This window comes from Nocardiopsis sp. NPDC006832, from assembly GCF_040635885.1.
In the GTDB taxonomy this organism is placed as follows: Bacteria; Actinomycetota; Actinomycetes; order Streptosporangiales; family Streptosporangiaceae; genus Nocardiopsis.
Genome location: NZ_JBEYLC010000076.1, coordinates 1 through 25,957 on the forward strand (window position 1 = coordinate 1; position 25,957 = coordinate 25,957).

At 67.9% G+C, this 25,957-nt stretch carries 20 protein-coding genes; 8 read left to right on the plus strand and 12 right to left on the minus strand.

Annotation, left to right across the window (positions count from 1 at the left end; genetic code table 11):
- Nucleotides 1-587 precede the first annotated feature (587 nt).
- Nucleotides 588-1,139, plus strand: a complete 552-nt coding sequence (locus ABZ717_RS25240; protein ID WP_358514680.1) for a thymidine kinase — start codon at nt 588-590, stop codon at nt 1,137-1,139.
- Between the two features lie 35 nt (nt 1,140-1,174).
- On the opposite strand, the gene ABZ717_RS25245 is transcribed toward ABZ717_RS25240, so the two are convergent.
- From ABZ717_RS25245 to ABZ717_RS25260, 4 genes are read right to left on the minus strand one after another with little or no spacing between them, the layout of a single operon-like run.
- On the minus strand, nt 1,175-1,945 hold the full coding sequence (locus tag ABZ717_RS25245; protein WP_358514682.1) for a hypothetical protein: 771 nt from the start codon (nt 1,943-1,945) through the stop codon (nt 1,175-1,177).
- Nucleotides 1,946-1,947: 2 nt separating this feature from the next.
- Nucleotides 1,948-3,114, minus strand: a complete 1,167-nt coding sequence (locus tag ABZ717_RS25250; RefSeq protein ID WP_358514684.1) for an NlpC/P60 family protein — start codon at nt 3,112-3,114, stop codon at nt 1,948-1,950.
- A 4-nt stretch (nt 3,115-3,118) separates the two neighbouring features.
- On the minus strand, nt 3,119-3,790 hold the full coding sequence (locus ABZ717_RS25255) for a hypothetical protein (protein WP_358514686.1): 672 nt from the start codon (nt 3,788-3,790) through the stop codon (nt 3,119-3,121).
- A gap of 33 nt (nt 3,791-3,823) precedes the next feature.
- The gene (locus ABZ717_RS25260) at nt 3,824-6,106 is read right to left on the minus strand and encodes a conjugal transfer protein TrbL (RefSeq protein WP_358514688.1); all 2,283 of its coding nucleotides are present in this window, start codon (nt 6,104-6,106) and stop codon (nt 3,824-3,826) included.
- Nucleotides 6,107-6,973: 867 nt separating this feature from the next.
- Here ABZ717_RS25260 and ABZ717_RS25265 point away from each other — a divergent pair.
- The 3 genes from ABZ717_RS25265 (at nt 6,974) to ABZ717_RS25275 (ending at nt 10,968) form a co-directional block, all read left to right on the plus strand.
- Nucleotides 6,974-7,393: a hypothetical protein gene (locus ABZ717_RS25265; RefSeq protein ID WP_358514690.1), complete on the plus strand. Its 420-nt coding sequence runs from the start codon at nt 6,974-6,976 to the stop codon at nt 7,391-7,393.
- 67 nt (nt 7,394-7,460) lie between these two features.
- Nucleotides 7,461-8,642 carry a hypothetical protein gene (locus tag ABZ717_RS25270; protein WP_358514692.1) on the plus strand — a complete coding sequence of 394 codons (1,182 nt, stop codon included), beginning with the start codon at nt 7,461-7,463 and terminating at the stop codon, nt 8,640-8,642.
- A 517-nt stretch (nt 8,643-9,159) separates the two neighbouring features.
- Nucleotides 9,160-10,968, plus strand: a complete 1,809-nt coding sequence (locus ABZ717_RS25275) for a protein kinase (RefSeq protein WP_358514694.1) — start codon at nt 9,160-9,162, stop codon at nt 10,966-10,968.
- Between the two features lie 205 nt (nt 10,969-11,173).
- On the opposite strand, the gene ABZ717_RS25280 is transcribed toward ABZ717_RS25275, so the two are convergent.
- The 4 genes from ABZ717_RS25280 to ABZ717_RS25295 form a co-directional block, all read right to left on the minus strand.
- Nucleotides 11,174-12,469 (minus strand): hypothetical protein, encoded by a 1,296-nt coding sequence (locus ABZ717_RS25280; RefSeq protein ID WP_358514696.1) that lies wholly within the window; start codon nt 12,467-12,469, stop codon nt 11,174-11,176.
- Between the two features lie 117 nt (nt 12,470-12,586).
- Nucleotides 12,587-13,630 (minus strand): hypothetical protein, encoded by a 1,044-nt coding sequence (locus ABZ717_RS25285; RefSeq protein WP_358514698.1) that lies wholly within the window; start codon nt 13,628-13,630, stop codon nt 12,587-12,589.
- Between the two features lie 69 nt (nt 13,631-13,699).
- The gene (locus ABZ717_RS25290) at nt 13,700-16,150 is read right to left on the minus strand and encodes an ATP-binding protein (protein WP_358514700.1); all 2,451 of its coding nucleotides are present in this window, start codon (nt 16,148-16,150) and stop codon (nt 13,700-13,702) included.
- A 136-nt stretch (nt 16,151-16,286) separates the two neighbouring features.
- Nucleotides 16,287-16,946: an HNH endonuclease family protein gene (locus ABZ717_RS25295; RefSeq protein WP_358514702.1), complete on the minus strand. Its 660-nt coding sequence runs from the start codon at nt 16,944-16,946 to the stop codon at nt 16,287-16,289.
- A 469-nt stretch (nt 16,947-17,415) separates the two neighbouring features.
- Between ABZ717_RS25295 and thpD the strand changes: the two genes are divergently transcribed.
- Nucleotides 17,416-18,321 (plus strand): ectoine hydroxylase, encoded by a 906-nt coding sequence (gene thpD, locus ABZ717_RS25300; RefSeq protein ID WP_358514704.1) that lies wholly within the window; start codon nt 17,416-17,418, stop codon nt 18,319-18,321.
- Between the two features lie 148 nt (nt 18,322-18,469).
- On the opposite strand, the gene ABZ717_RS25305 is transcribed toward thpD, so the two are convergent.
- From ABZ717_RS25305 to ABZ717_RS25315, 3 genes are all read right to left on the minus strand, one after another.
- Entirely contained in the window at nt 18,470-21,946 is a 3,477-nt protein-coding gene (locus ABZ717_RS25305) for a TcpE family conjugal transfer membrane protein (protein WP_358514706.1), read from the minus strand.
- A gap of 19 nt (nt 21,947-21,965) precedes the next feature.
- Nucleotides 21,966-22,286, minus strand: coding sequence for a hypothetical protein (locus ABZ717_RS25310; RefSeq protein ID WP_304074832.1), 321 nt, complete (start codon nt 22,284-22,286; stop codon nt 21,966-21,968).
- Nucleotides 22,287-22,358: 72 nt separating this feature from the next.
- Nucleotides 22,359-23,303: a conjugal transfer protein gene (locus ABZ717_RS25315; protein ID WP_358514709.1), complete on the minus strand. Its 945-nt coding sequence runs from the start codon at nt 23,301-23,303 to the stop codon at nt 22,359-22,361.
- A gap of 409 nt (nt 23,304-23,712) precedes the next feature.
- Between ABZ717_RS25315 and ABZ717_RS25320 the strand changes: the two genes are divergently transcribed.
- The 3 genes from ABZ717_RS25320 (at nt 23,713) to ABZ717_RS25330 (ending at nt 25,707) form a co-directional block, all read left to right on the plus strand.
- Nucleotides 23,713-24,402: a lysoplasmalogenase gene (locus tag ABZ717_RS25320; RefSeq protein WP_358514711.1), complete on the plus strand. Its 690-nt coding sequence runs from the start codon at nt 23,713-23,715 to the stop codon at nt 24,400-24,402.
- 10 nt (nt 24,403-24,412) lie between these two features.
- On the plus strand, nt 24,413-25,123 hold the full coding sequence (locus tag ABZ717_RS25325) for a hypothetical protein (RefSeq protein WP_358514713.1): 711 nt from the start codon (nt 24,413-24,415) through the stop codon (nt 25,121-25,123).
- Between the two features lie 140 nt (nt 25,124-25,263).
- Complete coding sequence (locus tag ABZ717_RS25330) at nt 25,264-25,707, plus strand: VOC family protein (RefSeq protein ID WP_358514715.1); 444 nt, start codon at nt 25,264-25,266, stop codon at nt 25,705-25,707.
- Between the two features lie 17 nt (nt 25,708-25,724).
- Here the strand turns inward: ABZ717_RS25330 and ABZ717_RS25335 are convergent.
- A partial coding sequence (locus ABZ717_RS25335; protein ID WP_358514717.1) for a DUF2798 domain-containing protein occupies nt 25,725-25,957 on the minus strand: 233 nt, incomplete at its 5' end.

A 25,957-nucleotide genomic window follows, 5' to 3' on the forward strand; every position in this document is an offset into this window, starting at 1 on the left:
TCCCAATATGATGGCGTTGGCCAGAATCACGCAGAACATCGTGTTCGAGAACCATCGGCTCTCCACAAACTTGGTGACCTGGCCGCGCCGCAATGCCACTTCCCCCTCAACGTTGAGACCTTGCAATAGGACAAGGTTCGCCAAATATATCGAAGCCCTTGTTCACGCTTCGAAGTGCCCTTGCTCGCCGAAGTACATCCATACGACCACAGAGTCGATGGTCCCCCTCCCCGACGACGGACACCACCCCCATGACGTTACGACGATCCCGCACCGAACGAGTCGACAAACCGCGACCCGAGACCCTGATCAGGGGTACTTTCCGGGGCTCGTCAAGGGGTGCGCTCCACCACAGCCCGGATGACGAAGCGGCCGCATTCGGCCACCCCACGGACGCAAGAACACCCGCCCACGCGATACGCCCGACGTTCGGTGACCGATAAGGCGCACGATGCGCCGCGCGCATAGGGGATGACAGCGTCGGAGTGGGTGAGATAAGAGGGTCCCGCCGCTGGTATGTTCACCTCTGGCCTCGGTGACGCTCCGAGCCGCTGCCCCTGCCCAGCGCCCCCGACCGAGGAAGAAGCATGGCGGAGCTGAAGTACTTCACCGGTTCGATGAATTCGGGCAAGAGCACCATGGCCCTCCAAGAGCACCACTCTCGCGGGGGTGAGGGTGTGCTCTACACGAAGCAGGACCGGGCAGGCTCCGGGATCATCTCGTCCCGGCTGGGCTTGAAGTCCCCCGCGATCGAGGTGGGGGACGTCCTGGACCTGTACGACGACGTCGCCGACCGCAAAGCCCCGTACGTCATCTGTGACGAGGCCCAGTTCCTGTCCTACAAGCAGGTCGGACAGTTGGCGGGCGTGGTCGACGGCATGGACATCGACGTGTACTGCTACGGGATCCTGACGGACTTCCAGGGGCAGTTGTTCCCGGGCTCGAAGCGCCTGGTGGAGCTGGCCGACAAGATAGAGGTTCTGCCGGTCTACGCGCGCTGCTGGTGCGGCAACCGTGCCACGCATAACGCGCGGGTGGTCGATGGCGTGATGGTTTACGAGGGCGCGCAGGTCCACATCGGTGGCAACGAGTCGTACACGACCCTGTGCCGCCACCACTTCATGGCCGGCATCGCTTAACCCAGGTTACGCCGACCGTGACCATTTTTACTGCCCTACTCCTCAGGAATTCTACTCCCAAGGGTGATTGACAGCTGAGGCCCAAATTTACGCGCCTCCCCTGTGAAAGCAGTAGATGTAACCTCATCACTTGACGAGAGGCGAATTGCATAGGTTGCACTTCTCTGCTGAACCAGCATTACATATACGGATTTCGAATTATCTTCCAAGGAACCGTAATAATAATGGGATTCGTCCCCCATATCTGCAACACCGGACTCTGCAACCACCATTTCCGATTCAACCTGAGCACGAAGTTCTTCTAGGTCGACAGAGGCGAGATCATCCCTACTCCCGTCCGGCGTATAGATAATCGCCCTATAGGAGAAGTCGAACTCCCAGGGAACAGTATAAGCCCCCGAAGGCGACATCGTCCCACCACAATCATCCGACCGGACAAGGTCCCCTTCAGCGGGCATCCCGCCATCAGTTGACGAATCTTCGTATTCCCCCTCCGATGCACTGAAATTGAGATTCAGCTCTCGAATAGAAGGAAGAGTTCTTCCGCAAAGATCGAACTTATCATCGAGGAATTCTTCCCGTGGAGTTACACTTTGATTAGCAATCGGAGCCGGAGAATCACCTGGCGAAATACCTGATGAAGCTACATTTAGGAACGTACTGAGAATACCGACGATCACCCCGAAGACACCAAAGGCAGCGAGGGTTCCACAGCCGAAGACGGCGGTGGCGGCCTTCCAACCGTGCAGACCCTTCTTCGCCGGCTCCTTGTGCTTTGTTTCTTCTTCGGTCTTCGTATCCGACAAGGTTAAGCCTGCGCTTCCAGCTGAGCCTTCACTTCGGGGTGCTCAAGCGGACGGGTGAACCCCACGATGTCCGCACGATTGGGGTCATCGTACTCGCGCACCGCGATCGGTCCACAGTTGGTGCACCAGGCCTCGACCATCAGTCCGTCACCGACGACCATTCCCATGTGACCGGGCCCTGGGGGCTCCCCCGCCCGCGTGACATCAAAGAAGACCAGGTCACCAGGTTGTTCATCCCCTATCGGAACTTCTGGACCAAAGTTCCACTGGTCCTGAGAAACCCGAGGAACAGTCACCCCGATGCTCTCGTAAGCCTTCATGGTCAAACCGGAGCAATCGAACCCGTTCGGTCCCGTCCCACCCCAGACATACGGCTTTCCGCGCTGGTCGAGAGCCCAATCGACGACGGCCTGAGTCAAGTCGTCCGGGGCACTGCCGATCGGCGCACCATCCTGGTCCACCTGGCAGAGCACCGCCGTACGAACGGAGTCGGTGGAGTTGAATTCACCTTCCGCGTAGCGGTCGGCCCACTCCAACACATCGTCCACGTACCACCAGGCGTGGTTGTAGCCATAGATGGCCTGCCGCACATCGTCTTCGATCCCATGGGCGATGAGATAGTCGGCAGAGGCCGGGATCGCGTCGGCGGGGTCATACACGTTGACGACCCCGTCGTCGTTCCCATCCAAGCCATAACCCTGTTCCGGGCGTTCCTCCACAGCCTGGATCGGTTCACCGCCCCAACTGTTCCCGGCGGCAGAACCGTCCAAGGCCCCGAACTGCATCGGTCCGGCGGCGCCCCAGTCGTTGTGGCCTTCGGTGATCCCGGGCCCCTCCCAACGACCGTGGTGCGACTCGACCTGGCCGACCCCGGCGAGGATGTTCCACGGGATCCCTCGGTCCTCGCCCACGTCCTGGTAGATCTCCAGGTAGTTCTCGGGAATGGAGTCCATGGCGTACTCGCTGCTGTCCGGCTGATCCGCGTCGGCGTTGGGACCACAGACCACCCCGGACGCGAGAAGAGTACCGACGTTGTTGGTGGTGATCGTGGGAACCAACATCAAGGTCAGAAAGACCAGACCGGCGACACCGATCACCGCGATCAGTCCGACTCGGGTCAGGCATGAGCCACCCGAATCAGGGGCCGAGGGTTGCCGCTGCCAGAGCACGTGACTACTCCTCCCCGAGCTGACCGGCCTCGGCGGGCTGGAAGTCGAAGACCTCCCAGGAACCGCCTTCCTTGATCACGGTGATGGCGAACTCTCCCAGCTCTTCGTCGAACTCGGCTTCGCCGGTCTCGGTGATGGACTGGGCCGTGACCACGAAGGTGATGGAGTCGGATCCGTAGGTGCGGATGGAATCGACCTCGGCCCGTCCCTGAGCGACGGCTTTCGCCTCGCTCCTCTCCTCCCAGAAGGCCCCTGCCCGGTTGGCGTCGGACAGCACTTCCGCGTACTCGTCCGTGGACAGAGCCTCCATCGACGCGTAGTACGACTCGGGAGGTTCGGAGTAGTCGATGGTCCCGTAGGCCTCGGCGAAAGCCTTGGCTGTCGCGCCGGCGGCCTGGAACTCCGCCTCGGTGAAGGGGAACCAACCGAGGACGTCCTGGTCCTCGGTGTCGGTGGTCGGGATCGGGCTCGGCGGCACCGTGGCCAGCCCACCGGGAGCACTTCCGGCCGGATCCGGTCCTTCCTCGGTGGGAGCGACCTCCCGAGGCGGCCCGGAGGCCCCCTCTTCTTCGTCGCTGAACCCACCGAGGCTGAAGTAGATCCCGAACCCGGCCAGGGCCGCGATCAGAACGATCACAACCAGCCGCTGTGTGCGCTCGGGGAGAGGGTTGGGCATGGTCTTCAGTTGCCTTGTCGTCTACTCGTCGGCTTAGTCATCATTCAGCCAGAAGGGCACGTCCCGCTTCCGGTCCCGGGTCGAGTTTCCACCCTCGCCCCAGAAGGGGGTGATGGGGGCGTTGTCACGACGCTTGTCGGAACCGGTCAGCCAACCGCCCTCACGGTCACCTCGGCCGCCGCTCGCGGGCGGCGGAGCCGGACGCGACGGACGCTGCGGAGCGGGACGGTCGCGCTTCTCCTGAGGAGCTCCCCACCGGGATCCACGGTTCCCGATGTTGCCCTGAGCGGGTGTCTCTCCACGGCCACCGAAGATGCCACGTCCGGAGCTGGGCTCTGGCCGCTCGGAGCTTGCGGCCCGAGAGTTCCCGGCACCGGCACCGAAGGTTCCGCCACCGTTGGAACCACCGCCGTCATTACGAGTCGGGCTGTCATTGCGTCCCCCGGTACCGAACACCGAAGCCCAACCGCTGTCGCCGGTTCCGGTGTAGCCACCCGCAGGCCTGGGTGGGATGTTCCCGTTGTTGGGGCTTCCGCTGCCGGTGAGGTTGGGGGCCTGATCGGTGGTGCGGTTACCGCCGTTTGGACGTCCGGCGCTCGCGGCGGACGCGGTGTCGCGCCGGTTGACGTTGAGGGGTGGCGGAGCCTCATTGCCGCGTACCCGGCCATATCCACCTGCGCCTCGGACTCGGGCAGGCTCTCCGGCCTCGCCGGGAGTCTCTTCGGGGGTTCGGCCATCGGTGGTGACACCAGGCGCTCCTGCGCCATTGGCCGGAACACCCGCTGCGGCGCCCGCGATCATTCCCGCTCGTTGACGGCCCCAGTTCTGAGCCTTGAGGTAGGCGACGGGGGGCAGGACAGCCGCGCTGTTTCCAAGCGCCTGACTGCGAGCCGCATCGCTGACGATCCGCGAGGTGAAGGTGTTCGCGTTCACCGAAGCGAACAGGTAAGCGAAGGTCTTGCGGTAGATGAAGAGCGCGAGGGTGAACAGAGCCAGCAGGATCATCTGCAGACCCCAACCGATGGGGGTCGACATGACGAGCCCGTAACACAAGACCAGCAGGGCGATCATCAACACCACGAAGATCTGCTTGAGCAGGAATCCCACCATCAGCTCCACCCAACGCAGCAAAACCGTGCGCCCGTAGCCAGGGTGGATACCGATGAGCAAGAAAACCGGGGAAATCATGAAGAGCAGCATGAAGCCGATCTTCAAAACAATTAGCGCCACAGACCCCGCAAGAATCAACCCGCCTGCGAAGAACGCAGCGAAGAGCGCCAAGGTCGCCACCCCAAGCCGACTCCCCGGATCCTCTCCGGAAAAGAGAGGGTAGACACTTGGATAGTTTTCTTGCACATCCGAAGCAATGGCCTCGTAGCTCTCTTGCTTATCAGTAATAAGAGCAGTGGCATCGAGTTCACCATCTGCGATTTGCTGTTGCTCAATTCGACTGATTCCCTGAGCAGCCAACAAATCTTCAGCGTGCAACTCGCCAGCGTTGATAGCCATGTCGTCATTGCCGAACTGGCCAGCCATCCAGGGCTGACATACCAGGCTCGACCACATCATGTCCGCGTTACGGCGGACCTGAAAATCCGCCTCTGACTCCCAGTCCGCACGTTCAGGAGGTTCTGCACCGGCCGGGCACGAAACAGCCGCCCCACCATAGGGAACTTGCCCGACAGCGCTGGTCACCAACTGAGTACCGGAGTTCACCAGACTGCTGCCCAACCCCATCACCTGTGCGGGGTTGATCAGGATCCACATCCCGAGCGCGGTCGCCGCCACCATCCAGATCGTCGACTCGATGGTCAGGGTCATTCGCTTACGGATCAGACCGAACCAGCCGAGCCAGATCGCACCCAGGATGACGATGGTCGGGATGAGCGGTCGCCACACGCCTTCGCGCAAGGCGATGACGACGTTTTCCACCGTCTCGGTGAAACTGGCGAGCAACCCGTCGGAGGTGGCCGCCTGGTAAACGGTGATCGTCGACTGGTTGATGGTCTTCGAAAGGTCCCAGGCCGAGTTCGCGAGGGTTGCCTGAGCTCCGTTCGCCATCCCGTCGACGCAGGACTCGGTGATCATGTGCCATTGCTGTCCGGCCGTTCCGTACTGGCCGTACATGCTGGCGTCAGGAGGCAGCCCGTCCGGGGATCCTTCGATCGCCGATTGCGATTGCGGGGGAACGAGAAGGCCATCGGATCCGCTGCCGGCGGACTCGGGAAGTGGAGCGGGCTGGCCTGGGCACAGGGGGTTGGCCGTCGCGCTGGTGAGCGGGATCAGGATGAACCCGCAGAGCATCAGGAACGTCATCAGGAGGCGTCGCCATCCCCGCCGGTGGACGTGCTGATGCGTCATCTGCTGAGCTCCTGCGTCGTGTGTTCGTCCGGGATGATGGCAGACCAGAAGGCCTCATGCCGCACACACGCCCACGCGCCACCCGGCACGCGGTCTGTCCGCGACAACAAGGCCCCCGCATGTCTTTACCCCATCCTCTATGGTGCGCCATCACCAGGCCGGGGGTTGGCTGCAACGCGACTCGTTTTCTTCTCGACACCTCCGGACCACTCCACCACCGGGGGGCGAATCACCGATTTCGTGACGTTTACGCAGGTAAAGACGCCGACCGGACACCCGTAACTCCCGATAACCGCGAGGCCACAATTTGCTGGCCACGAGGAGACTATGAGCGGCGTCACAGTATCTTTCGTAGCGAAAATCGGACATAGGACAATCTTTCAGACTGGGACCGGGTTCCTATAACTGCTTCGGTGGGAGCCGCAGCGTGTATTGACGTTGGGCCGAAACGGTCCCGGGACCTTCCCTGGCCGGGTCTCACCCTCCGTCCACGCACACCGGCACCTTCGCCCACCCTGCTCGTGTCGGTCCCGCTCCCAAGAACCGGATCCGTGAGCCGGACGTCTAGACGAACGGATGCCCGTGCGCGTTCCGCTCGCCTGGCTTCCGCGCCCCCGCACCCCCGCGTCCGCTTCCCCCGGTCACATCCGCCCACCGCTCCGGGAACCCCGGCGTCGCGAAGCCCGTCCTACCGAAACGCCCCTACCCCTGGCGCCCGTGCTCCCTCCGACGCTCACCACCCGGGTGACTTCACCCCCCGTGAAGCGCCACCTGGGCGAAGGCGGGGCACGCACGCATTCCGACAGGTGACAGGAGCCGTAAATGGCGGAGATCGCACGGAACTCCATCGTCGTTCCGGTCGACGACGGCATGATCCGCATCGCCGATTTCAAGGAGGTCGTGGACCCGAGCGTTCCCCGGCGAAGGATCTCGCCGGTCATCAGCGAGAGGGGCGACCACCTCTACATCCACTGTTCGGAGGGTGCGGACCGTGTGCGGGTGACCGCTCGCTTCTTCGACGCTCCAGGGGAGGGCGGCGACGCGTCGATGGTGGACACGGGGACCGCACGGTTGACCCTCCGCTCGCAGTTCCTGGCGGTCCAGGGCGCCCCTGGGAGCAACTTCCTCTGGGGTGCGCCCTTTCAGGGGCCGGCACGGGTCAGGGTCTTCCATACGGGACTCTCCAAGGTCGACGATCCCGAGGACGAGAAGTACCTGCTGGACTTCGCTCCGGCCCGTTGAAGGGCGGGCGCGGACGCAGGGAACCGAGTACCGTACGAGCCACCCCCTGTCCCTCCCCCGGAGTGTCATGAGTCCCGTTCCCCCCGCCCCCCGCCGGCCCTCAACGGAACCACCGAAGTCCTCGCCGGAGCGGGCGTTCCGGCGGACGCGGCTGCCGACCCTGGCCGCCACCGTGTTGCTCCTGCCGACGCTGGTGGCGGTGACGGTGATGCCGGTCGGCATGATCGTCGGGATCATCATGGTGTTCGTCTTCTTGCCCGGAAGCGTCGTCGGAGCCGTTCTCACCTACGGCGCCGCGCTGATCCCGTTGGTGGTCATCGCCACCGTGGCCCGTTACGCGCTCAAGCGCTCCGGGTGGCGGCGCCCCATGGGCATCGTGCTGGTGCTGTACGTGGCGTTGGCGCTGCCGCTGCTGCCGGTGAAAGCGATGGTGCTGCTGTCCGAGGCGCACGTGCTCCGCACCCCCGAGCCGGTCAGCATGCACTCCGAGGATCCGTCCTGGTTCCTGTGGGCCCATCTGCTCGTGGGCGCCGTCCTGATCGTCCTGGTGGCCGTGGAGTGTCTGGCCGTGGTGCGGGCGCGACGCGTCGGGGAGGGGGACGGGGGCGCAAGCGAGCCGACCGGTTCGGGATGGGGCGGGATCGGCGCGGCCGTCGTGGCCCTGTCGGTGGTGGCCGTGCCCATGTCGGTGCTCGCCTACGAGGGCGCGGCCCGGGAGACCGCCGCCCATGTGGCCGCGGACGTGGCGACCATCGGTGAGCGCGAGGACCCTCTGGCGGTTCTCGACCATCCCACGTGGGACCCCTGGTGGGTGAAGACGCGTGACGGCGACGATCGGGTGGAGGTCCACTACCGCCGGAAGCCCGAGGCGATCCTGGAGGTGCACACGGTCCCACTCGATTCCGACGTGGTCGCGTGCTGGGAAGAGTCCGAGGAATCGGACTGCGTAGTGATGGGGGTCCGGGTCCCCGGTTTGGGCGAAGGTGAACTTCGGGCAGCGACAGATCTGCACACCGCCTCAACGCCCACGGACACATCGACAGTCGTGTACCTGGAGATCGCGGGCAGCGACCTGATGGTGATGCTGCTGCCGGGAATCGATCAGAGCAAGAGTTTCCTGCAGGGGCGGGTGCCCTATGACATCTCAGCGGAGGAACTCTTGGACGCGGCCGAGGGGCTGTACCTGATGGACCAGGGCGACACCGAGGCGGTGCACCGGCTGGCCCTGGACGCCCACCTGGCGTGGTGATCGGCCGGATCCGGTGAGCCGGGTGGGCCGGATGATCGAACTCACCACGCGCATTCCCCCGGTAACGGAGAGGGAATGTTCGATGTTGGCGAGTGGGATCGACTGAACTTCGGTCGACTCAAGTGAACTCGGGGGACCCCGGGAGCTCGGGGGAATTCGGAGGGAACTTCTCCATACTTCTTCATGTCCGGATGAGGACACGGAAGACGGAAAATTCGGACTGGAGGGCGGGCATTCCAACCTTTGTCCGAGAGGAGTACGGGAGAAGTATTCGAGGACGCCGACGGAACGAATCGCGTGACCGACCGAGCAGGTACGGGCGCGTTCCGAGCCCTGGAAAAAGCTTGAAACACCGGCTCACACGACTGACCGATTGCGGTCAACCGCCCTTGGTCCCCAATGTGTTCATCAGCCCATCGGACTACAGTGGAGTTTCGGTTCCGACTGGTCATTGAAACGGCGCTCCCTCCCCTACCTCGCCACACCACACCGCATCGCCAGAAAGGAAACCTCCCCCATGTCGACCCCCGAACACGCCACCGTCGGCCGTTACGAACTTCGCGGGCGCCTGGGTTCGGGTGGGATGGGAACGGTCTGGCACGCGTTCGACCCGATCCTGCAACGGGACGTGGCGGTCAAGGAGGTCCTGCTGCCGGACGGCATGAGCGAGGAGGACCGGGTCGAGGCGCACGCCCGGACGCTGCGCGAGGCGCAGGCGACCGCGCGGATCCACCACAGCGCCATCGTCACCGTCCACGACGTGCTCGAACACGACGAGAGCCCGTGGATCGTCATGGAGCTGCTCAGTGGCTCCTCCCTGCACCACCACATCGAGGCGCACGGGCCCATGCCGGTGGAACGGGTGGAAGAGGCCGCCCGGGCGCTGCTGGGCGGGCTGAAGGCGGCGCACGCGGTCGGGGTGACCCACCGGGACGTCAAGCCCGCCAACATCATGCTCACCGAGGACGACCGGACCGTCCTGATGGACTTCGGGATCGCCAACGTCGACGGCAGCGCCGCGCTCACCCAGACGGGTGTGTACATCGGATCGCCCGAGTACATGGCTCCGGAACGGTTCGAGGGCGAGCGGGCGCTGCCGGCCTCGGACCTGTGGAGCCTGGGCGTGACCCTGTACTCACTGTTGGAGGGGCGTTCGCCGTTCAAGCGGGACAGCATCACGGGAATGATCAGCGCGGTGCTGACCGCCCCGGTCCCGCCACATCTGAGCCGGAACGAGGCGGCGGGTTCGCCGCGCGGGGCGGCTTTGCAGGCGCTCATCTCGACGCTGCTCACCCGGGACGTGGGCGCTCGGCCCGGCCCGGCGGAGGCGCTGGAGTTGTTGGAGCGGGAGCGGCAGGACGCGCAGAAGGACGTGCGGACCCGGAAGGCGGCGCTGCCGGAGGAGACGACGGTGGAGTCGGCGGCCGTGGAATCCGCGGCGGTTTCGGAGACGGTTTCGGAAGCGGTGGGGCCTGCGGCGGGGTCGGAGCCGGACGCGGGACGGGCGGAGGAGGTGCCTCAAGCGCCGGCACGAGAACCGGCTCAGGGGACGCCTGGGCAGGGGGAGCGGCGGGTGGGTGGTCCGGTACCCGGGACCCCCGCTCGGAGAGTTCCGGTGTGGCAGGGACCGGTACGGCAGGGGCCGGCGCGAGGCGCCCCGGCCGGTGGCACCCCCGCGCAGGGTCCCCCGGCTCGGAATCAGCCCGTGCCCGCCTGGGGGCGAGCGACCCCGGTACCGCGTGGCCCTGTTCCCGCCCCTCGGCAAGGTGGGCGACAGCCCTTGGGCCGGACTCAGGCTCAGGCTCAGGCTCGGCAGCGGATCGACGCACGGGCCGGGCATCCGTCGCCCGTCCCGGCACAGGCGGGCGTGACCACCGAGGCGGCCCGGAACTTCCTCGAAGGCACCGGTTACACACCCATCGGGACCCCCGCCGCCACGGAACCGGAGAAGCCCGCCGGGGTGCTCACCGTCATGGGCATGCTCGGCGTCAACGCGGTGGTGCTGTTCGTCTTCACCGTCGTGACCATCGTCGGTTCGACGAACTCGGCCGCTTCGTCGTGGGGCACGGCCCTGTTCCTCGGCACGTGGGGGTTGCTGTCGGCGGTCGGTGCGCTGGCGCTGCCGACCCGGTCCCGGCCGGTGTTCGCGCTGGTGGTGGTCGGGCAGGCCTGCGGGGCGGTGTTCTTGGGCCTCCGCGTGTTCGAGGTGATCATCCACAGCCCCGACCTGATCGTGCTCTACGTGTTGGCGTTGCTGTACACGGGCACGGTCGGAGGGTTGCTGCTCCTACCGGCGCCCTCCCGTGCCTTCTTCCGTCTGGGGTGAGGGGTTCCGCCTCTGGCGAGGGGGCTCGGGTTCGTGGGGTGTCGCCCTCCGGTCTCGGCAGGGCCCGAGGCGATCCGGGGCGGCACGAAGTGGGCGGAGCCGATGGCTCCCCCGAGATCGATGGAATCACGTCCGAGGGTCGCGCGCCGGCCCGAACCCGCGCGCCTGTGGATGACCCGTCACCGGCCGGGTGAGCCTCCAGCACCTAATCCCACGCGATGGTGCGGACGCCCTCCTTCTCCGGCAGGCCCGAGTCACCGTCCAGGGCGAGCCGGCACACCAGGTCCTCGGCGTCCGCCAGGTCGCCGAAACACCCGTACGACATCCGCCGGTCCGGGTCCGGGTTCTCCAGCCACAGGGTGTGCTCGTCCTGCCACAGCAACTGCAACGTGGCGCCCGTGAACGACCGGAAGACCAGGAACGCCCCGAGGCTCGGGGTGGTCCGGTAGAGCAACGAACGCGCCTCGGCCAACTCCAGGAGCACGGCGGACACCCGCGAGGCGGTGCCCAGGGGGTGGGGGTCGTCGTGGGCGACCTCCACGAACCCGGTGGGGTCGGGGCGGGCGTCGCGGGCGGGCAGTGACCCGTCCACCGCCCAGCGTCCCAGGATCTCGTCGAGGTGGCGGCGGTCCAGGCGGCGCTCGGACCCCAAGACGCGCATGCGGTCGAAGTCGCGGTCCAGGGTGATGCTCGCGCCGGTGATCAGGCTGGTGACCGTGACGGACATGTCGGAGGGCAGCCAGGGCAGGAACAGGCGGGTGAACTCGCGGACCGAAACGCAGCGGTTCCGGTCCTCGCCCCACCAGGTGAGCCTGTTGTAGACGGGACTGGTGAGCACCACGTCGACCGTGGGTTCGCGGTCCACGTCCGGGCCGGGGTGGGCGGCCGACTGGCCGAGCCGACGACAGCGCCACTCCATGTCGATCCGGATGCGGTTGACCGACTCGTCCGTCCACATCGCGTCCAGGCCGTGGGCCTGGAGCACTTCCAGGATCTCCTTGGCGACGGCGTGGGTGAGACGCCCCTGGCCGGGGTCGAAGGTCAGCCACAGACCCTCGCCGGCGAACGCCAGCTCGATGTCGGTGTCGAAGAAGTAGACGACCGCGCGCGCCCGCGGGTCCTGGGCGACGGCGAGCCGCCACAGGTGGACCTCGCCACCGCTGTCGGCGAGGCAGCCTTCGCAACAGTCCAACGCCTCGAAGTAGGGAACGCCGATCGCGGCGAGGGCCTGACCCGCGCGTTCGAGCCGGTCCACCTCGGTGCGTACCGGCCACTTGCGCTGCCACCGCAGATGTCGGGCGAAGGCCCGGTCCAGGATCTCCCGTAGCACCTGCGTACCGGGATGCCGCACACGAGGATCGGGGCCGCCGTTCTCCGCCAGCGTGTCGGACACCTCGGTGAGGATCTCCCCGAACCCCTGCCGGCCCGTCGCGACGCGGACGGCCATCTCCTCCCGGAGGGCGGCATGCGGGTCATCGCCGCTCACCCGTTCAACATTCATTCGCACAATGTGCCAGACCCGGGCGGCCCGTGTGCGGGGAACCGACGAAGCTCCACCGACCGATTTCGGCCACGGTCCCGCGAAGCCTCTCGAAGGACCTCGAAGGCGCCGTCGTGGTCAGGCGGAGATACCGCTCAGCCCCGTGGCGGCGGCGTGCACGCGGGCGGCTCCCTCGTCCCGAATCCTCCTGGCGGCCTCGGCGGTCCGGGTGAGTTCGGCGACCTCCGGGGACTCCTCCGCCAGCAGGGACGCCTCGATCCTCAGATCCGCGTAGGCGTCGAGCGCCCTGACGGCCTCCTCGCACTGTTCCCATTCCCGGTGGGCCGCCACCGCGGTCTCCACCAGGTGCCCGTACTCGACGATCTGCTCGACCCGGGTGCGGATGTGCTCCTCGGTGGCGACCAGGTGTTCCTGGTGCGCGTGGAGCACCCGGCGAACCCGGTCGGTGGTGGCGTGTCGCCGGCGCAGGAGGTACTCGCGCCGCAGTTCCCGTTGTCTGGAGAGCAGGGAGGCGATGCGCCACTCCTGTTCGCGCAGCACGGCGAGTCCGCGGTCGGTGTCGAGGGCGTCGGAGCCGGCCAGCTCCACCCGGGCGTCGACGACCTGGTCGATGGTGTGCTGCACGTCCACCAGCAGCCCGTGGTCGGCGGCGCTGATGTCCGCGGGCAGCAGGACGCGGTCCCGGTGGTCGGCCCGTGGTCGCCGTCTTCGGCCGGAGGTCAGCACGTCGGCGGTGACGGTGCCGGTGAGCAGCGCGAACAGCGTTCCCGAGGTGAGCACGGGTGACACGAGGGGCATGACGCCGAACAGCCACAGGGGTGTGACGGCCAGGGCTCCCGCGCCGATCAGTCCGCCGGTGACTTGTACCCAGCGGGCGGCGTCGGGGCGCAGTCCCATCGCGGTGACGTAGGTGACCAGGCTGATGGTGGCGATGGCCATGCCCAGGAAGCCGTCGGCCAGCCCCAGTGCGATGGCGAGGGTGAAGCCCACCCAGAAGAGTTGGGCCCAGGCCTGGCGAAGGCGTTCGGAACGCGGGAGTCCGTCGCTCCGGCCCGCGCGGGGGTGCGGGGCGGTGGTGGCCCAACGGTAGGCGTCCTCGCGGGCGTCCTCTGGCAGGGCGGTGTCGACTACGGGGCGGGGCCGGCTGACGTCCTCACTCATGGGCGATCCCTTGTGAGTGGTGGGGGTCCGGGGAGGGCTTCCCCTATAGATCCCCACCACCGGGGCGCCCTACTCCTCGCGGCCGTTTGCGGACACCAACGGCCGTTCTCGGGTGGGGTTGGTGTCCAGCCACCGCAGCAACGACTCCGAGACGAGGTCGACGGCGATGCGCCCGGTGCGGCCGTCGAGATCGCGGAAGAGGCACTCACCGTTGCCGAGGTTGCGCAGCACCGCCATGTGGTCCTCGTTGGTGTCCACGCCGAGCAGGTCCATGACGCTGGCGACCTCGTGCGCCTCGCTGGAGCGGAACGCGAACACCGACGACAGACAGTTGGTGACCTGTTCGTTGAGCATGTCGCCGGCGTTCTGGGAGACGAGGATGAGCGCGGTGTTGCGGGAGCGACCCATGCGGGACACCTCCGGGACGAGCTTGGCGCCCTCGGGGGTGGAGGTGACCGCCCACGCCTCGTCCAGGAAGATCGCCTTGGGCAGGCGCCGGTCGAGGCCGTTCATGAGGCGGCGGGCGAACTGCGACACCAGGTAGAGCAGGGCCACGGACAGGCGCTGTTCGTAGGAGTAGTCGTCGCGGTGGACTCCGGAGTCGGGCAGCGTGAGGCCGCCCAGGGTGAACACGGTGGTCCATCCCTCGGTGTCGATGCGCGCCTCGCCCTGGGGGTCGAAGCACAGGGAGGCCAGGCGCATCTCCGCCATGGACCCGAGCACCGCGCCGAGGTTGCGGGAGGCGGCATCCTCGGAGGCGGTGAGGTGGTCGACGACCTTGGCCAGGGACGGTTGTGGTTGGTTGGCGACGGTGGCCACGGCCTGGATCATCGCGGACTCGCGTTCCTCGCTCATGCGGGGCAGGAGCAGGCGCAGCGTCTCGGTGGCCATGGTCTTCTTCGCGGCGAGGTCGTCGCCGAACGCGAAGGGGTCGAGCAGGCCGGGCTGGGCCGAACCCAGCGACATGATCCTGGCCTTGCGGCCGCGGTGCTTGAGCAGCTCCACGAGGGATTCGGCGTCGCCCTTGGGGTCGATGGCGGCGACGGTGACCCCGCGCAACGCGAGCTGGTAGATCATCAGCAGCGCCAGGGTGGTCTTGCCACCGCCGGGTTCGCCGGTGATGGCGATGGCGGTGGGGCGGTTGCGGGCGGCGGCGACCATGGGGTCGAAGTGGACGATGGAGCGCGCCCGGCCGGTGGTCTCGCCGACGTAGGGGCCGACCCACCCGCCGCCGGAGGCGTCCTCGCGGTCGCCGACGTCGACCGTGGCGGTGGGCATGCCGCCGGCGATGGTGCGCAGCGGCTGGCGCTGGGCGTAGGCGTTCAGACGGATGCGGTCACCCGGCAGGGACTCGTTGAACAGGGAGAACTGGTCGCCGGTGGAGTTGATGACGTCGATGCCGATGTCGCGGTAGTGCTCCACGACGGCCTCCACCTGCTGCACGAGGAGACGTTCGGTGGGCGCGGACACCATGAGTCGGTGCCAGCCGTACACGAACGGCAGGCGTTCCTTGGTGATGCCGTGTTCGAGCATGCGGGCGGCGTCGATCTGCTCCGCCAGGGCGATGGGCGCCTCCACGCCGGCCTCGCGAATGTGCGCGTCCATGTCCCGCGCGTGCGCGAGCTTGCGGCCCACGTCCTTGGACGCCTTCGCCGGCGGGATGAGCTTCATCCGCAGGGACAGCTCGACGGGGAAGGGCAGCGCGTCGGCGTGGTGCAGCCAGGGTTCGCCGTCGGGGAAGGGCATGAGGTCGGGGAAGCGGGAGAAGGACAGGAACGCCACATGGGTGGAGCCGGCGGGTTGTTCCAGGCGCAGCATGGAGCGGCCGTTGTGGACGACTCCGTCGACGAGCGCCTCGATCTCTCCGCGCCCCCAGGTGCGGCGGCCGGCCGCGGAGGGCTGGATCTCCTCGGCGGTGCCGGAGACGGCGTGCCGGATGAGCCAGGCGATCTCGTCGGCGGAGGCGTGGCGGGCGTGCAGGGAGCTGGCGGAAAGGGCGCGGCCCAGTCGCTCGGACTGGTCGGTCCAGCGGGCGAGTTCCTTGTCCTCGATGGCGTCGTCGTTGATGCCGAGGACCTGCTCGGTGCGCTGGTAGGCGCCGAACACCTGGGAGAACAGTCCCATCCCCACGCCGGCGTTGCGCTGTCCGAGGCGCACGCCGAGGTAGACCTCCTTGGTCCAGAAGTCCTTGGCCCACACGTGCCGGTACATCTCGTCGAGGTAGTCGTACCAGCCGGGGCCGCTGTCGGCGGTGCCGTCGAGTTCGGTGGCCCACTGGGCGGCCGGGTAGGTGCGGTGGGCGACCCGCAGGTGCACCTCGGCGTCGTTCATGCGGATGGCGGCGAGGGCGATGGTGATGTTCGTGGCGAGGGCCTGGCGGTCCTCGGGCGTGGTGAACTCGTAGGAGACCGTCGGGAGTCGGAAGTAGGCCCACGCCTCGTTGTCGCTGAGGAGGACCCGGTCGTCGAAGTAGCGGACCGCGAGACGGGTCGCCCCACGAGTCCCCCTGGTACCGGTCATCGCGCGATCGCCCTGCCCTTCTGGTCGCTTACGGCGGAGGGTGCCGATCCCATCATGGAGCATCGAGGACGGGCCGTAGAAGCGGAAGGGGCCGCGCGTCATCCGAAACGCGCGGCCCCGAACCTCCAGAACCCCTCTAACAGGAGCTGTCGAGGGTGCTCGACAGGGTCGACTCCTCGTCGGAGGTGATCGTGAGGTCGTACTCGTGCTTCACGTTGATCCAGGACTTGACGTAGTCACAGTGGACCGCGGTGTTGTCCGGCATCCACTCCGAGGGGTCCTTGTCGCCCTTGGAGCCGTTGCTGGAGGGGGTGGCCAGCCACAGCTGGGACGAGTCGACGTCGTTGGCGAAGTCGGCGCGCTGGGAGGTGGACCAGTCCGCGGCACCGGTCTTCCAGGCCTCGCTCAGCGGGACCATGTGGTCGACGCTGATGTCACCGGGCACGTCGTAGACCCACTCGTCGTCGAAGGCGCTCCACCAGCTGCCCGCGGTGGGCTGGCAGCTGTCGTCGGTGACGACGTCGTGGCCGTCGCGCTGGAGCACGACCTGGCGGGCGGTGCAGGGACTGTCCACCACGTTCCAGTGCGGGAAGAGGCTTCGGTCGTAGCCGTCCTGGGGTCCCTTGGCGGCGACGGTGAGCGAGTCCAGCTCGGTCCGGGCCTGGGACTCGCTGGGGATGTTCGGGGGCAGTGTGTGGTCCGCGGCGGCGGGGGCGGCCCAACCGAGCACCACCGCGAGGGTGAGCGCGGAGACCGCGGAGAAGGCGCGCGAGAGCGCGCGGGGGTAGGGGGACACGTGTTTCTCCTCAAGAGCGGGTCGAGGTGAACAGGACGACCCTACTGTGGAGTAATCGAAGCCTTTACGCCAGTCCCTCGAGGGTGAATTCTTTGAACCATGCCGCACACCGAATGCTTGTGAAATAGGTCACATGAAAACCCGGCCGCCGGCCCGGTGGGGGACGCGATCAAAGCTCCATAACCGGACGACCTGGGACGATGATCATCGGGGGACCGTTCTGACACCCGGGCGACACAACGCAGGTAAGCCCGGACATACATCGGTCGGACATCGGAAAAACCCGAAGGAATCCCCTTCGGGTTTTCATATTTCGCCCATATAGTATGACAGTAATACCCAGATGACCGCATGATAAACAAGCACGCACGAATGGGCCACTCGTCCCCACCATGTGGATTTGTTAAGTTCGCGAGTCGTACGAAGAACCCGAAACGGAGGGGAGCGCCCCTCTACCGAGGGGAACGGCATGACTCTGCAGATGGATCTTCCGACCGCGGACGACTACCCGACCCGTAAGACGACCGAACCCTCCCTGCTCTACCGCCGCGACCCCGTCGCGTGGTCCAGCGGGGACGATGGACCCTTCGAGCCCGACGACCTCAGCGGCTACGAACAGCGCGGATACACCCAGGTCCGGTCCCTGGTCACCCCGGAAGAGGTGGAGACCTACACGACCGAGCTGCGCCGCCTCGGCGACGACCCGAAACTGCGCGAGGACGAGCGCGTCGTCGTCGAACCCGCCTCCGACGAGGTGCGGTCCGTGTTCGAGGTGCACAAGATCAGCGAGGTCTTCTCCGACCTGGTCAACGACCCGCGTCTGGTCGACCGCGCCCGACAGATTCTCGGAACCGACGTGTACGTGCACCAGAGCCGCGTCAACTACAAACCCGGGTTCGGGGGCGGATCGTTCTACTGGCACTCCGACTTCGAGACCTGGCACGCCGAGGACGGCATGCCGCGGATGCGCGCCGTCAGCTTCTCCGTGGCGCTCACCGACAACCACACGCACAACGGCGCACTGATGATCATGCCGGGCTCGCACAAGACGTTCGTCTCGTGTGTGGGAGAGACCCCGGACAACCACTACAAGGCGTCGCTCAAGAGCCAGCACGTGGGCACCCCGGACCAGGGATCGCTGTCCATGCTCGCCGAGCGGCACGGCATCGACGTCCTCACCGGTTCCGCGGGCGACGTCACGGTGTTCGACTCCAACTGCATGCACGGGTCCGGCGGCAACATCACGCCCTTCCCGCGATCCAACGTGTTCATCGTGTTCAACAGCGTGGAGAACACCTGCACCAAACCGTTCAGCGCGGGTGCGGCCCGGCCCGAGTTCCTCGGTGCCACGGACACCACCCCGGTCGGACGCTGAGGGGCGTTCTCCTGACGCCGCGGCCGACGGTTCGGAAACCAGGGGCTCGGGAACCCCGACGGTGCCCGAGCCGGGCACGGGGCCGAACGACGATACGCGTGAGGCCCGTCCCCGATCCGGGGGGCGGGCCTCACGCGGTACGTGAACCTCAAGAGCGCCCGGCCGGTTCGAGCGCGTTGACCAGGACCCCGGCCAACGCCCCGTGGGCGCGCTTGGTGGCCGGCTTCAACGACCCCACGTCGATCTTGGTGTAGGACGCGCCCAAGTGGTCGTCCCACGGGATGCGCACGATCGCGCGGCAGCGACCGCGGGCCACCCGCTCGGCGGCGTCCACGTCCGGCAGACTGCGCTTGCTCACCCCGTTGACCACCAGGACCGAGTTGGCGCGCAGGGCCGAGTACCCGTTGCCGTCCAACCACTCGAACGTCATGGAGACGGCCCGTTCGGCGTCGGCGCTGGCCGGAGCGACCAGAACCAGCCCGTCGGCGACCGGCAGCGCCCGGGCCACCCCGGTGGCGGCCGGGTCCAGCAGGGTGATGCCGTAGAACGAACCCAGCAGGTCGGTGAGCTGACCGTAGTCGCGGTCGTCCAGGGTCTGCACGTACGGGTCGTCGAGTGTCTGCACGACCTCCAGACCCGTACGGGCGCGACCGGCGTAGGCGCGCATGCTCTCGTACTCGTCGATCGCGTCGGCGTTGGCCAGCAGCGCGGTGAGCGTCTCCGGGGCCTGGGCGCCCACTCGCCGGGACAGCCCGTTGGCACCCGGGTTGACGTCGACCGCCACCACTCGGTCATCGCGATGCACCGCGAGGGTGTGGCCGACCATCAGCGCGGTCATCGTCTGTCCGGCGCCGCCGGTGCAGCCCAGGACGACCAGGGAACGCGGTTCGGCCAGCGGGGCGCGCAATCGTTCGACGTCGGCGGCGGGCAGGTCCGACCGGATCGGGGCGCCCCCGCCCGTGACGACCTTGGCGAGCCGGCGCCAGCCTCGGGTTCCGCCGGAGTCGGCCTCGGGCTCCTCGGTGGTCGGGGCGGGTTCGGTCAGACGGTCCTGTTCGCCGGTTCCGTGGTCGAGTTCCAGGCCGGGCTTGGCCGGCTCGGGCTCGGGCTCGGGCTCGGTGGCCGCGGGCCGGGGCGCGGGCGGTTCGGGTTCCTCGCCGGGGGGCGGCTGGCCGAAGAGTCGGCCGATACGGCGCGCGTTGTTCGCCACCCGATGGAACACCCCGTCGTGGGGGTCGTGGGGGTCGTGGGCCTCGCGAGGTTCGTGACCGGTCTCGAACCACTCCTCGGCCGGCTGCTCCGTCTGCTCTTCGGCCCGAGTCCCGGCCCGTGTCCCGGCCGGTTCCTCGGACCGCTCCTCCGCCTTGTCGCGACGCCGGGCCCGCAGGGCGGCCGCCTCGGCCTCGGCGAGTTCCGCCTCGGTGGGGCGGACCGGCTCGGGCTCGGGCCGTGGCTTCGGTTCGGGCCGGGGTTCGGGGTCGGGGCGCCTCGCCCTGGGCTTGGGTTCGGGTACGGGCTTGGGCTCCTCACGGACCTCGACGAAGCTGACGAGTTCGCCGGTGCCGTGGTCCAGCTGGGTGGCGGGCTTGGTGGGCTCGACCTCGGCGGCCTCCTCGGCGCGCCGTGCCCGGGCCTCTTCCTCCTCGTCGCGTTCCCGCTTGCGGCGCTCCTCGCGGAGCTCGCTGACGGGGATCACCGGGTTGTCCTTGTCACCGACCTTGGGCTGGTCCGGGTGGCGGCGCTTGCCGTCGTCGAACCACTCGGAGGGGTCGGTGGGCTCGACCGGGCGTTCATCGGCGGGGACCGCGTCCGCGAACTTGGGCCGCGGCGGCGCGGGGGTGTCGGCCTTGATCAGGTGTCGGTCGAGCACGGACATGTGGTTGTCCTGCTCGCCGGTGCCATGGTCCAGCTCGGGAGCCTGGGGACGAGGGCGTGCCGCGTGGGAGACCTGGGGGCCGACCTCGGTGCGCCCGATCCGGTCCGGGGTCCCGACGTCCTCCGGGGAGGTCTCGGGTTCCGGCTCGGTCTCCGGCTTCTCCTCGATCTTGTCCTCGGTGGTCGTGTCCTCGGTGCTCTTGTCCTCGGTCTTCCCCGGGGCCCCCGAGGCGGGCGGCAGCCACGGCGCCGGCGCGACGTCGCGGGCCGCCGAAGGACGACCGGTCGCCTCGGCGTACCGGGCGGCGTAGTCGGACAGGTCCGGGTACTCGCCCCGGCGTTCCTTCTTCTCCAGCTCCCACGGGGAGGCGTGCGGGCGCCCCTTGCGGCGCGGCGCCTCCTTGCGCTCCGGTGCCCTTTCGGTGTCCGTGGCGGGCAGTGCCCGACCGCGGGCCTTCTCGGGCTCGGCCGGCGGACGCATCCTCTCGCGGGCGCGCTCGGGGGCGTCGCTCACCTCGGCGTGCTCGGTGATGTCGGTGGGCTCACCCTCACGTTCGCGGCGGGCGTCCAGGTCACGGGCGACCTGGATCCCCTGTGTGCGACCGCGCAGCCGACGCGAGGACGGGGCCGGGGAGACGGCGTCGCCGAGTTCTTCGCTGCTCATCGCCCCGGTGTCGCTGGAGGCGTAGGCGCTCTTGGAGGTCAGCCCCACGGGTGTCTCCCCGGAGGAGGCCTTCAGCCGGGCGAACCACTCGTCACGGTCGCGCTGCTCGTCCTCCTCGGTGGCGTAGAGGGGTTCGTCGAAGTCGACCTCGTCCTCCTCGGCGCCGGCGTTCGAAAGCGCGCGGTGCTCCTCGTCGGGGGGAGCGGCGCCGGCGCCATCGTCGTGGGCCGGTAGTCCGAACCCGAAGTAGTTGAGCATCCGGCGACCCACCCCGTGGCGCGGACGTTCCTCCTCCTCGTCTTGGCCGGGAGGTCGCGTGGTGGTCATCGCGGCGGGCGCGTCGTCCTCCCGCTCCACGGCCTGCGCCCCGGCGCCGACGGTGACCGGGATCTTGCGGACCGCGATCTGGGCGGCGTCGGCCTTGTGGGGCTCGACCTCGGGAGCCTCCACCTCGGGGGCCGGGATGTATTCGACCGAGTCGTCGACGGGTTCGGGTTCCGGGGCCGCCCGCGAGGCGGCCGGTTCGGGGGTGGGCACACCACGCAGTGGCGGGGCCGCCTCGCGGGCCGCGCGCAGGGCCCGTTCCTCCTCGGAGATCTCGGGGACCGGGGCCTCCTCGACGGAGGCCTCGTGTTCGGCGAGTGCCGCGGCCTCCTCCTCCGTGCGAGCGCGGCGCCCGCTACGGGGCAGGGGCAACGGCCCGGCCGCCGGGTCCCGGTGCCACACGCGCACCGCGACCCGCACCTGCGCCGGTTCGTACTCCGGGGCCATCCGGGTGTACACGCGCGCCTCGGCGAGGAAGCGCGCCTGCGAGATGAGCAGTTCGGTGAGGCGTTTGCCCTCGATCACCGGGCGGGTGGCCAGCACGGTGATCACACCGGGCGGGACGACCCACATCACCAGGTGCCAGCCGTTGCCGAACTCGAACGGAGCCCGCAACAGGGTCAGCAGCACCACCCAGAGCGCGAAGATGCCCAGGGCGACACCGAAGGTGCCGACCGGGAGCGGCATGGGCAGCCGGAAATCGTAGAGCTTGTACAGCCGCTTCTCGATACGCCAGATGTTGGTGTACGTGGGCAGATCCACGGTTTCCGGCCTCCCTCGCCTATTCCGTCGGTACGCCCATCGCTCGGGCGATGGCCACCGCGATGACCTCGATGATGCCGGGGACGTAGAAGACGATCCCGATGAAGATCGCCAGGATCATGAACTGCGCGAACCGGGTGATCTCCCTGGTGAACAGGAAGAAGATCGCGACGATGGACACGATGACGAGGAAGAGCGGGCCGAAGAACCCGCGCAGGAACTCCGCGAGACCACCGGTGTCGGGGGCGTTCTCAGCGGGTGTCTCGACCGCCAGGTGGAGGAGGTCCGTGCCGCCGAGGGCCGTCATGGCGTCGGCGGTGGAGGCCAGTAGGGGGAGCATGTCAGGCGCCTCCCTCCGGTGTCGTTACTGGTGTGCGCATGGTCCTTCTCGTCTCCTTGCCTACAGGCCCCGTCATCCGCCGAACGAATGCGGGGCGCCCTGGATGTCACGCACGTACCACTCGTTGCCCGAGTTGACGACCGTGACCAGGTAGTTCTGTTCCATGGCCCCGGCCCCGGCGGCGCCCTCGTCCGATTCGGTGGAGGGCAGGGACCAGGCCACGGTGGCCGCCACCTGTCGTACGTCATCATCTCCGGTCGAGGACTGGGATGGCACGGTGATATCGGACAGTTCGGCGAATTCCAGGGTGTTCGCCGGAAGTGGGGCGATCGTTGCGCCGGGTTCCACGTACCGGTCGAGGTGGCCTGCCTCCCCCGCGTAGACCTCGAAGAAGCCGGAAAGGGTGTCGGTGAGCTGTTCGGCGGCCTGCTCGTCGGTGTCGTAGGACTGCGCCTGGGGCAGTTCGGCCTGGGCGGGAGCGGCCATGAGGGCCGGGCCACCGGAGAGCACCAGGGCGTCGCCGTCGCTGTAGACGGGCACCTGCAGGCTCATGGGTTCGCCGTTGACGTCGGCGCGCACCACCACGCGGGCGTTGTGGTCGTCGAGGACGTCGACGGCGACCACCGTGAGGTTGTCACCGCTGAGACTGTCGGCGGGGAGGTTCAGGCCGCCGGTCTCGCCTTCGGGGACGAACGCGGCCAGGTCGGTCTGACGGGCCTCGGGGTCGGAGGTGTCGAGGTAGGTGCCGGCGAAGCGCAGGGCGAACGCGGCGGCGGAGGTCTCGGGGAAGGCCGCGGACTCGGAGGTCTCGGGTTCCTCCGCGGCCGAACCGGGGAGGGAGAATCCGTTACGGATGGGGAACCAGATGCCGTTGAAGATGACGACGATGATGAACGCCCACAGCAGGACGCGCCCCACACCGACCCACCAGCGACCACCCGCGCCCGCGCGTGGAGTGCGGGTGCGCGGGGCATCGAGATCGTGGTCGTCGTCGGCCCGGTCACGCACCTTGGCCATCCCCGCCTCCTGAACACGGTTACGCGCCGACGTTGTCGCCGACGCTTCGGTCATGCCCTTGTCTACCCCATCCCTATAGTGAGGCATTGTGCGGGTTGGGAGCGCCCATGAAGGGACCGTGTTTCCCCATCGGGGGCACATTGCGCCCCAAGGAAGAACCACCCAAAGGGATCAGAGTACGACAATTCTCCACAGAAACCTCTCTGAAGAGGTACAGGTGGGCGCATTTCTGGCCAGACCGTAAAGGGATTAGTCACCCGCTGGAGAGCAAGATGTGGCCTCCGAGCATCTCCCTCGGTACCGAGCCGGGGGCATTCCGGGGGCGAACAGGCCGTCGGGACCGACGACGGGCTCATCCGAAAAGGGACATCCATCCCTCGGTGACCTGCGTCACCCCTAAAATGTCCGGATGATCCCCTCTCGCACGCTTCCCCGCGTCCTCTTGCTCCTCTTCGCCGTACTCGCGGTGGCGCACCTGGTGATCCAACTGCTCGGGATCGACGCCTGGAACCGACCGACCCAGGTCTTCCTCATGCCCGCCCTGCTGTTGGTGCTCGCCGGCTCCACGGGACGACCGCGCGGCAGACTGATCGTCCTGGCGATGGTCGCGCTGGTGTTCTCCTGGCTCGGCGACACCGCCCCGGCCCTCGCTTCCGGCGACACCGCGTTCCTGCTGATGGTGGGGTTCTTCCTGATCGCACAAGTGGTGTACGTGGCGGCGTTCTGTCCCTACCGGAACGACAGCGTGCTGACCCGACGCCGATGGCTGTTGACGCCCTACGTCGGGTTCGTGGCGGTACTGGTGTGGCTGTGCGCCCCGCACGCCGGCGGGCTGTTGATCCCCGTGCTGCTGTACGGACTCGTGCTGGGCACGATGGCCGTGCTCTCCACGGGCTTGGGGCCGTGGGTGGCGGCCGGCGGGGCGCTGTTCCTGGTTTCGGACGCCCTGATCGCCCTGCGCGCGTTCGCCCCCGGATGGGACTCACTCCCCCAAGGCGGGTTCTGGGTGATGAGCACCTACGTCGCCGCGCAGACCCTCATCGTGTTGGGTCTGCTCTCCCGTCCCCGTGCCCGAACCGGCGTCGAGACGGCGGCGTAGTGTGCACGTCATGAACCGACGACTCCGCCAGTTACGCCGCAAGTACCGCAAGGGTCGGCGAAACGAACACCCCGCCCGACGGGCCACGCGGGTGTTCGGCCACTCCGCGCTGGTGGGGCTGGCGCTCCTGGTCCTGTGCATACCGATCGGCGTCGTGACCGAGCTGATCACCGGCGGACTCGAAAGCCCGGTGTTCCTGGTCCCGCTCGGGCTCGGCGTGTTCCTCACCTGCGTGGGCTGGATCATGTGGGGCTCGTGGTCGGTGACCCTGGACCGGTACGAGGACCCCCTCGGTACGACCGCGAAGCTCACCCTGGCGGCCACCGCGACGCTCGTCCTGGGTGTGGTGTGCTTCGTGGCCGCCGGGTTCCCGGTGCTCTTCCCCACCGACACCGAACCACCGGACTCACTGCTCCCCGTGGTCATCGGCCTCGCGGGCCTGGGGGTCCTCCTCGTCGTCGGAACGATCGTCGGGGCGGCCGTCTACGGAGGCATCGCCCTGGGCGGTCCGCGCTGGTGGTGGGCGGGCGCGCTGCTGTGCGCCGGACTGTTCGCGGCGGCCACCGGGATCGCGCTCGAATCGCCCCCGCTGACCATCCCGGGCGTCGTCGCGCTGGTCGTCTCCGTGGTCGGTTACCGCCGAGCGCTGAGGTCCGGCCTCAGGCAGGGCAGACCGGACGCCATCGAGTCCGACAGCCACCGCAAGCGCCACGACCCCTGACGCCCCGGCCCGTCGGTGGGTCGACTCTCCTCTGGTGCGACGCTCGCCCGAGTGCCGTTCCTGGTTTCGGACACGCCGATCGCGCTGCGTGTTCGCCCTCCCTCGGACCGGTTTCGAGATCGCGGCGTAGTGTGCACGGCATGGACCAACGACTCAGCCTCCTCACCCTGGGCGTACGCGACGTCGCCGCCGCTGCGGTCTTCTACGAATCCGTGGGCTTCGAACGCCGACACGACCTGGGCTCCATCGTGTTCCTTCCCACCACCGGAACGGCCCTGGCCCTGTACGGATGGGAAGCCCTGGCCGCGGACACGGGACTGCCCGCCCACGGGGAGGGCTTCCGCGGGGTCACCCTGGCGATGAACCTGGACTCGGCCGCCGACGTCGATCGGACCTTCGCCGACTGGGTAGCGGCGGGGGCCACCGCCGTGCGGGCCCCGGTCGCCAAGGAATGGGGCGGCCACTCGGGTTACGTGGCCGACCCGGACGGGCACCTGTGGGAGATCGCGCACAACCCCTCACAGGCGCTCATGCGCATCGACGAACACGGCCGCCTGCGCCTGACCCCGCCGGTCGCCCGCTGAGGCGCGGCCTCAGCGGATCAGTTCGCTTCGGAGGCGGCCTGTGCGCCACGGGGGCGAAGGATGAAGCCGGTGAGCGCCATCGACGTGGGCCAGGCGACCATGGTCAGGACGAAGGCGATGGGCCAGGCGATGATGAACTGCTTGGGCCAAGTGACCAGCCACTCCATGGACGGGCCACCGGAGAAGATCATGCCCAGGAGACCCGACATCGTCGCGGCCATGATGAAGGTCATGATGATCTGGGAGAGAA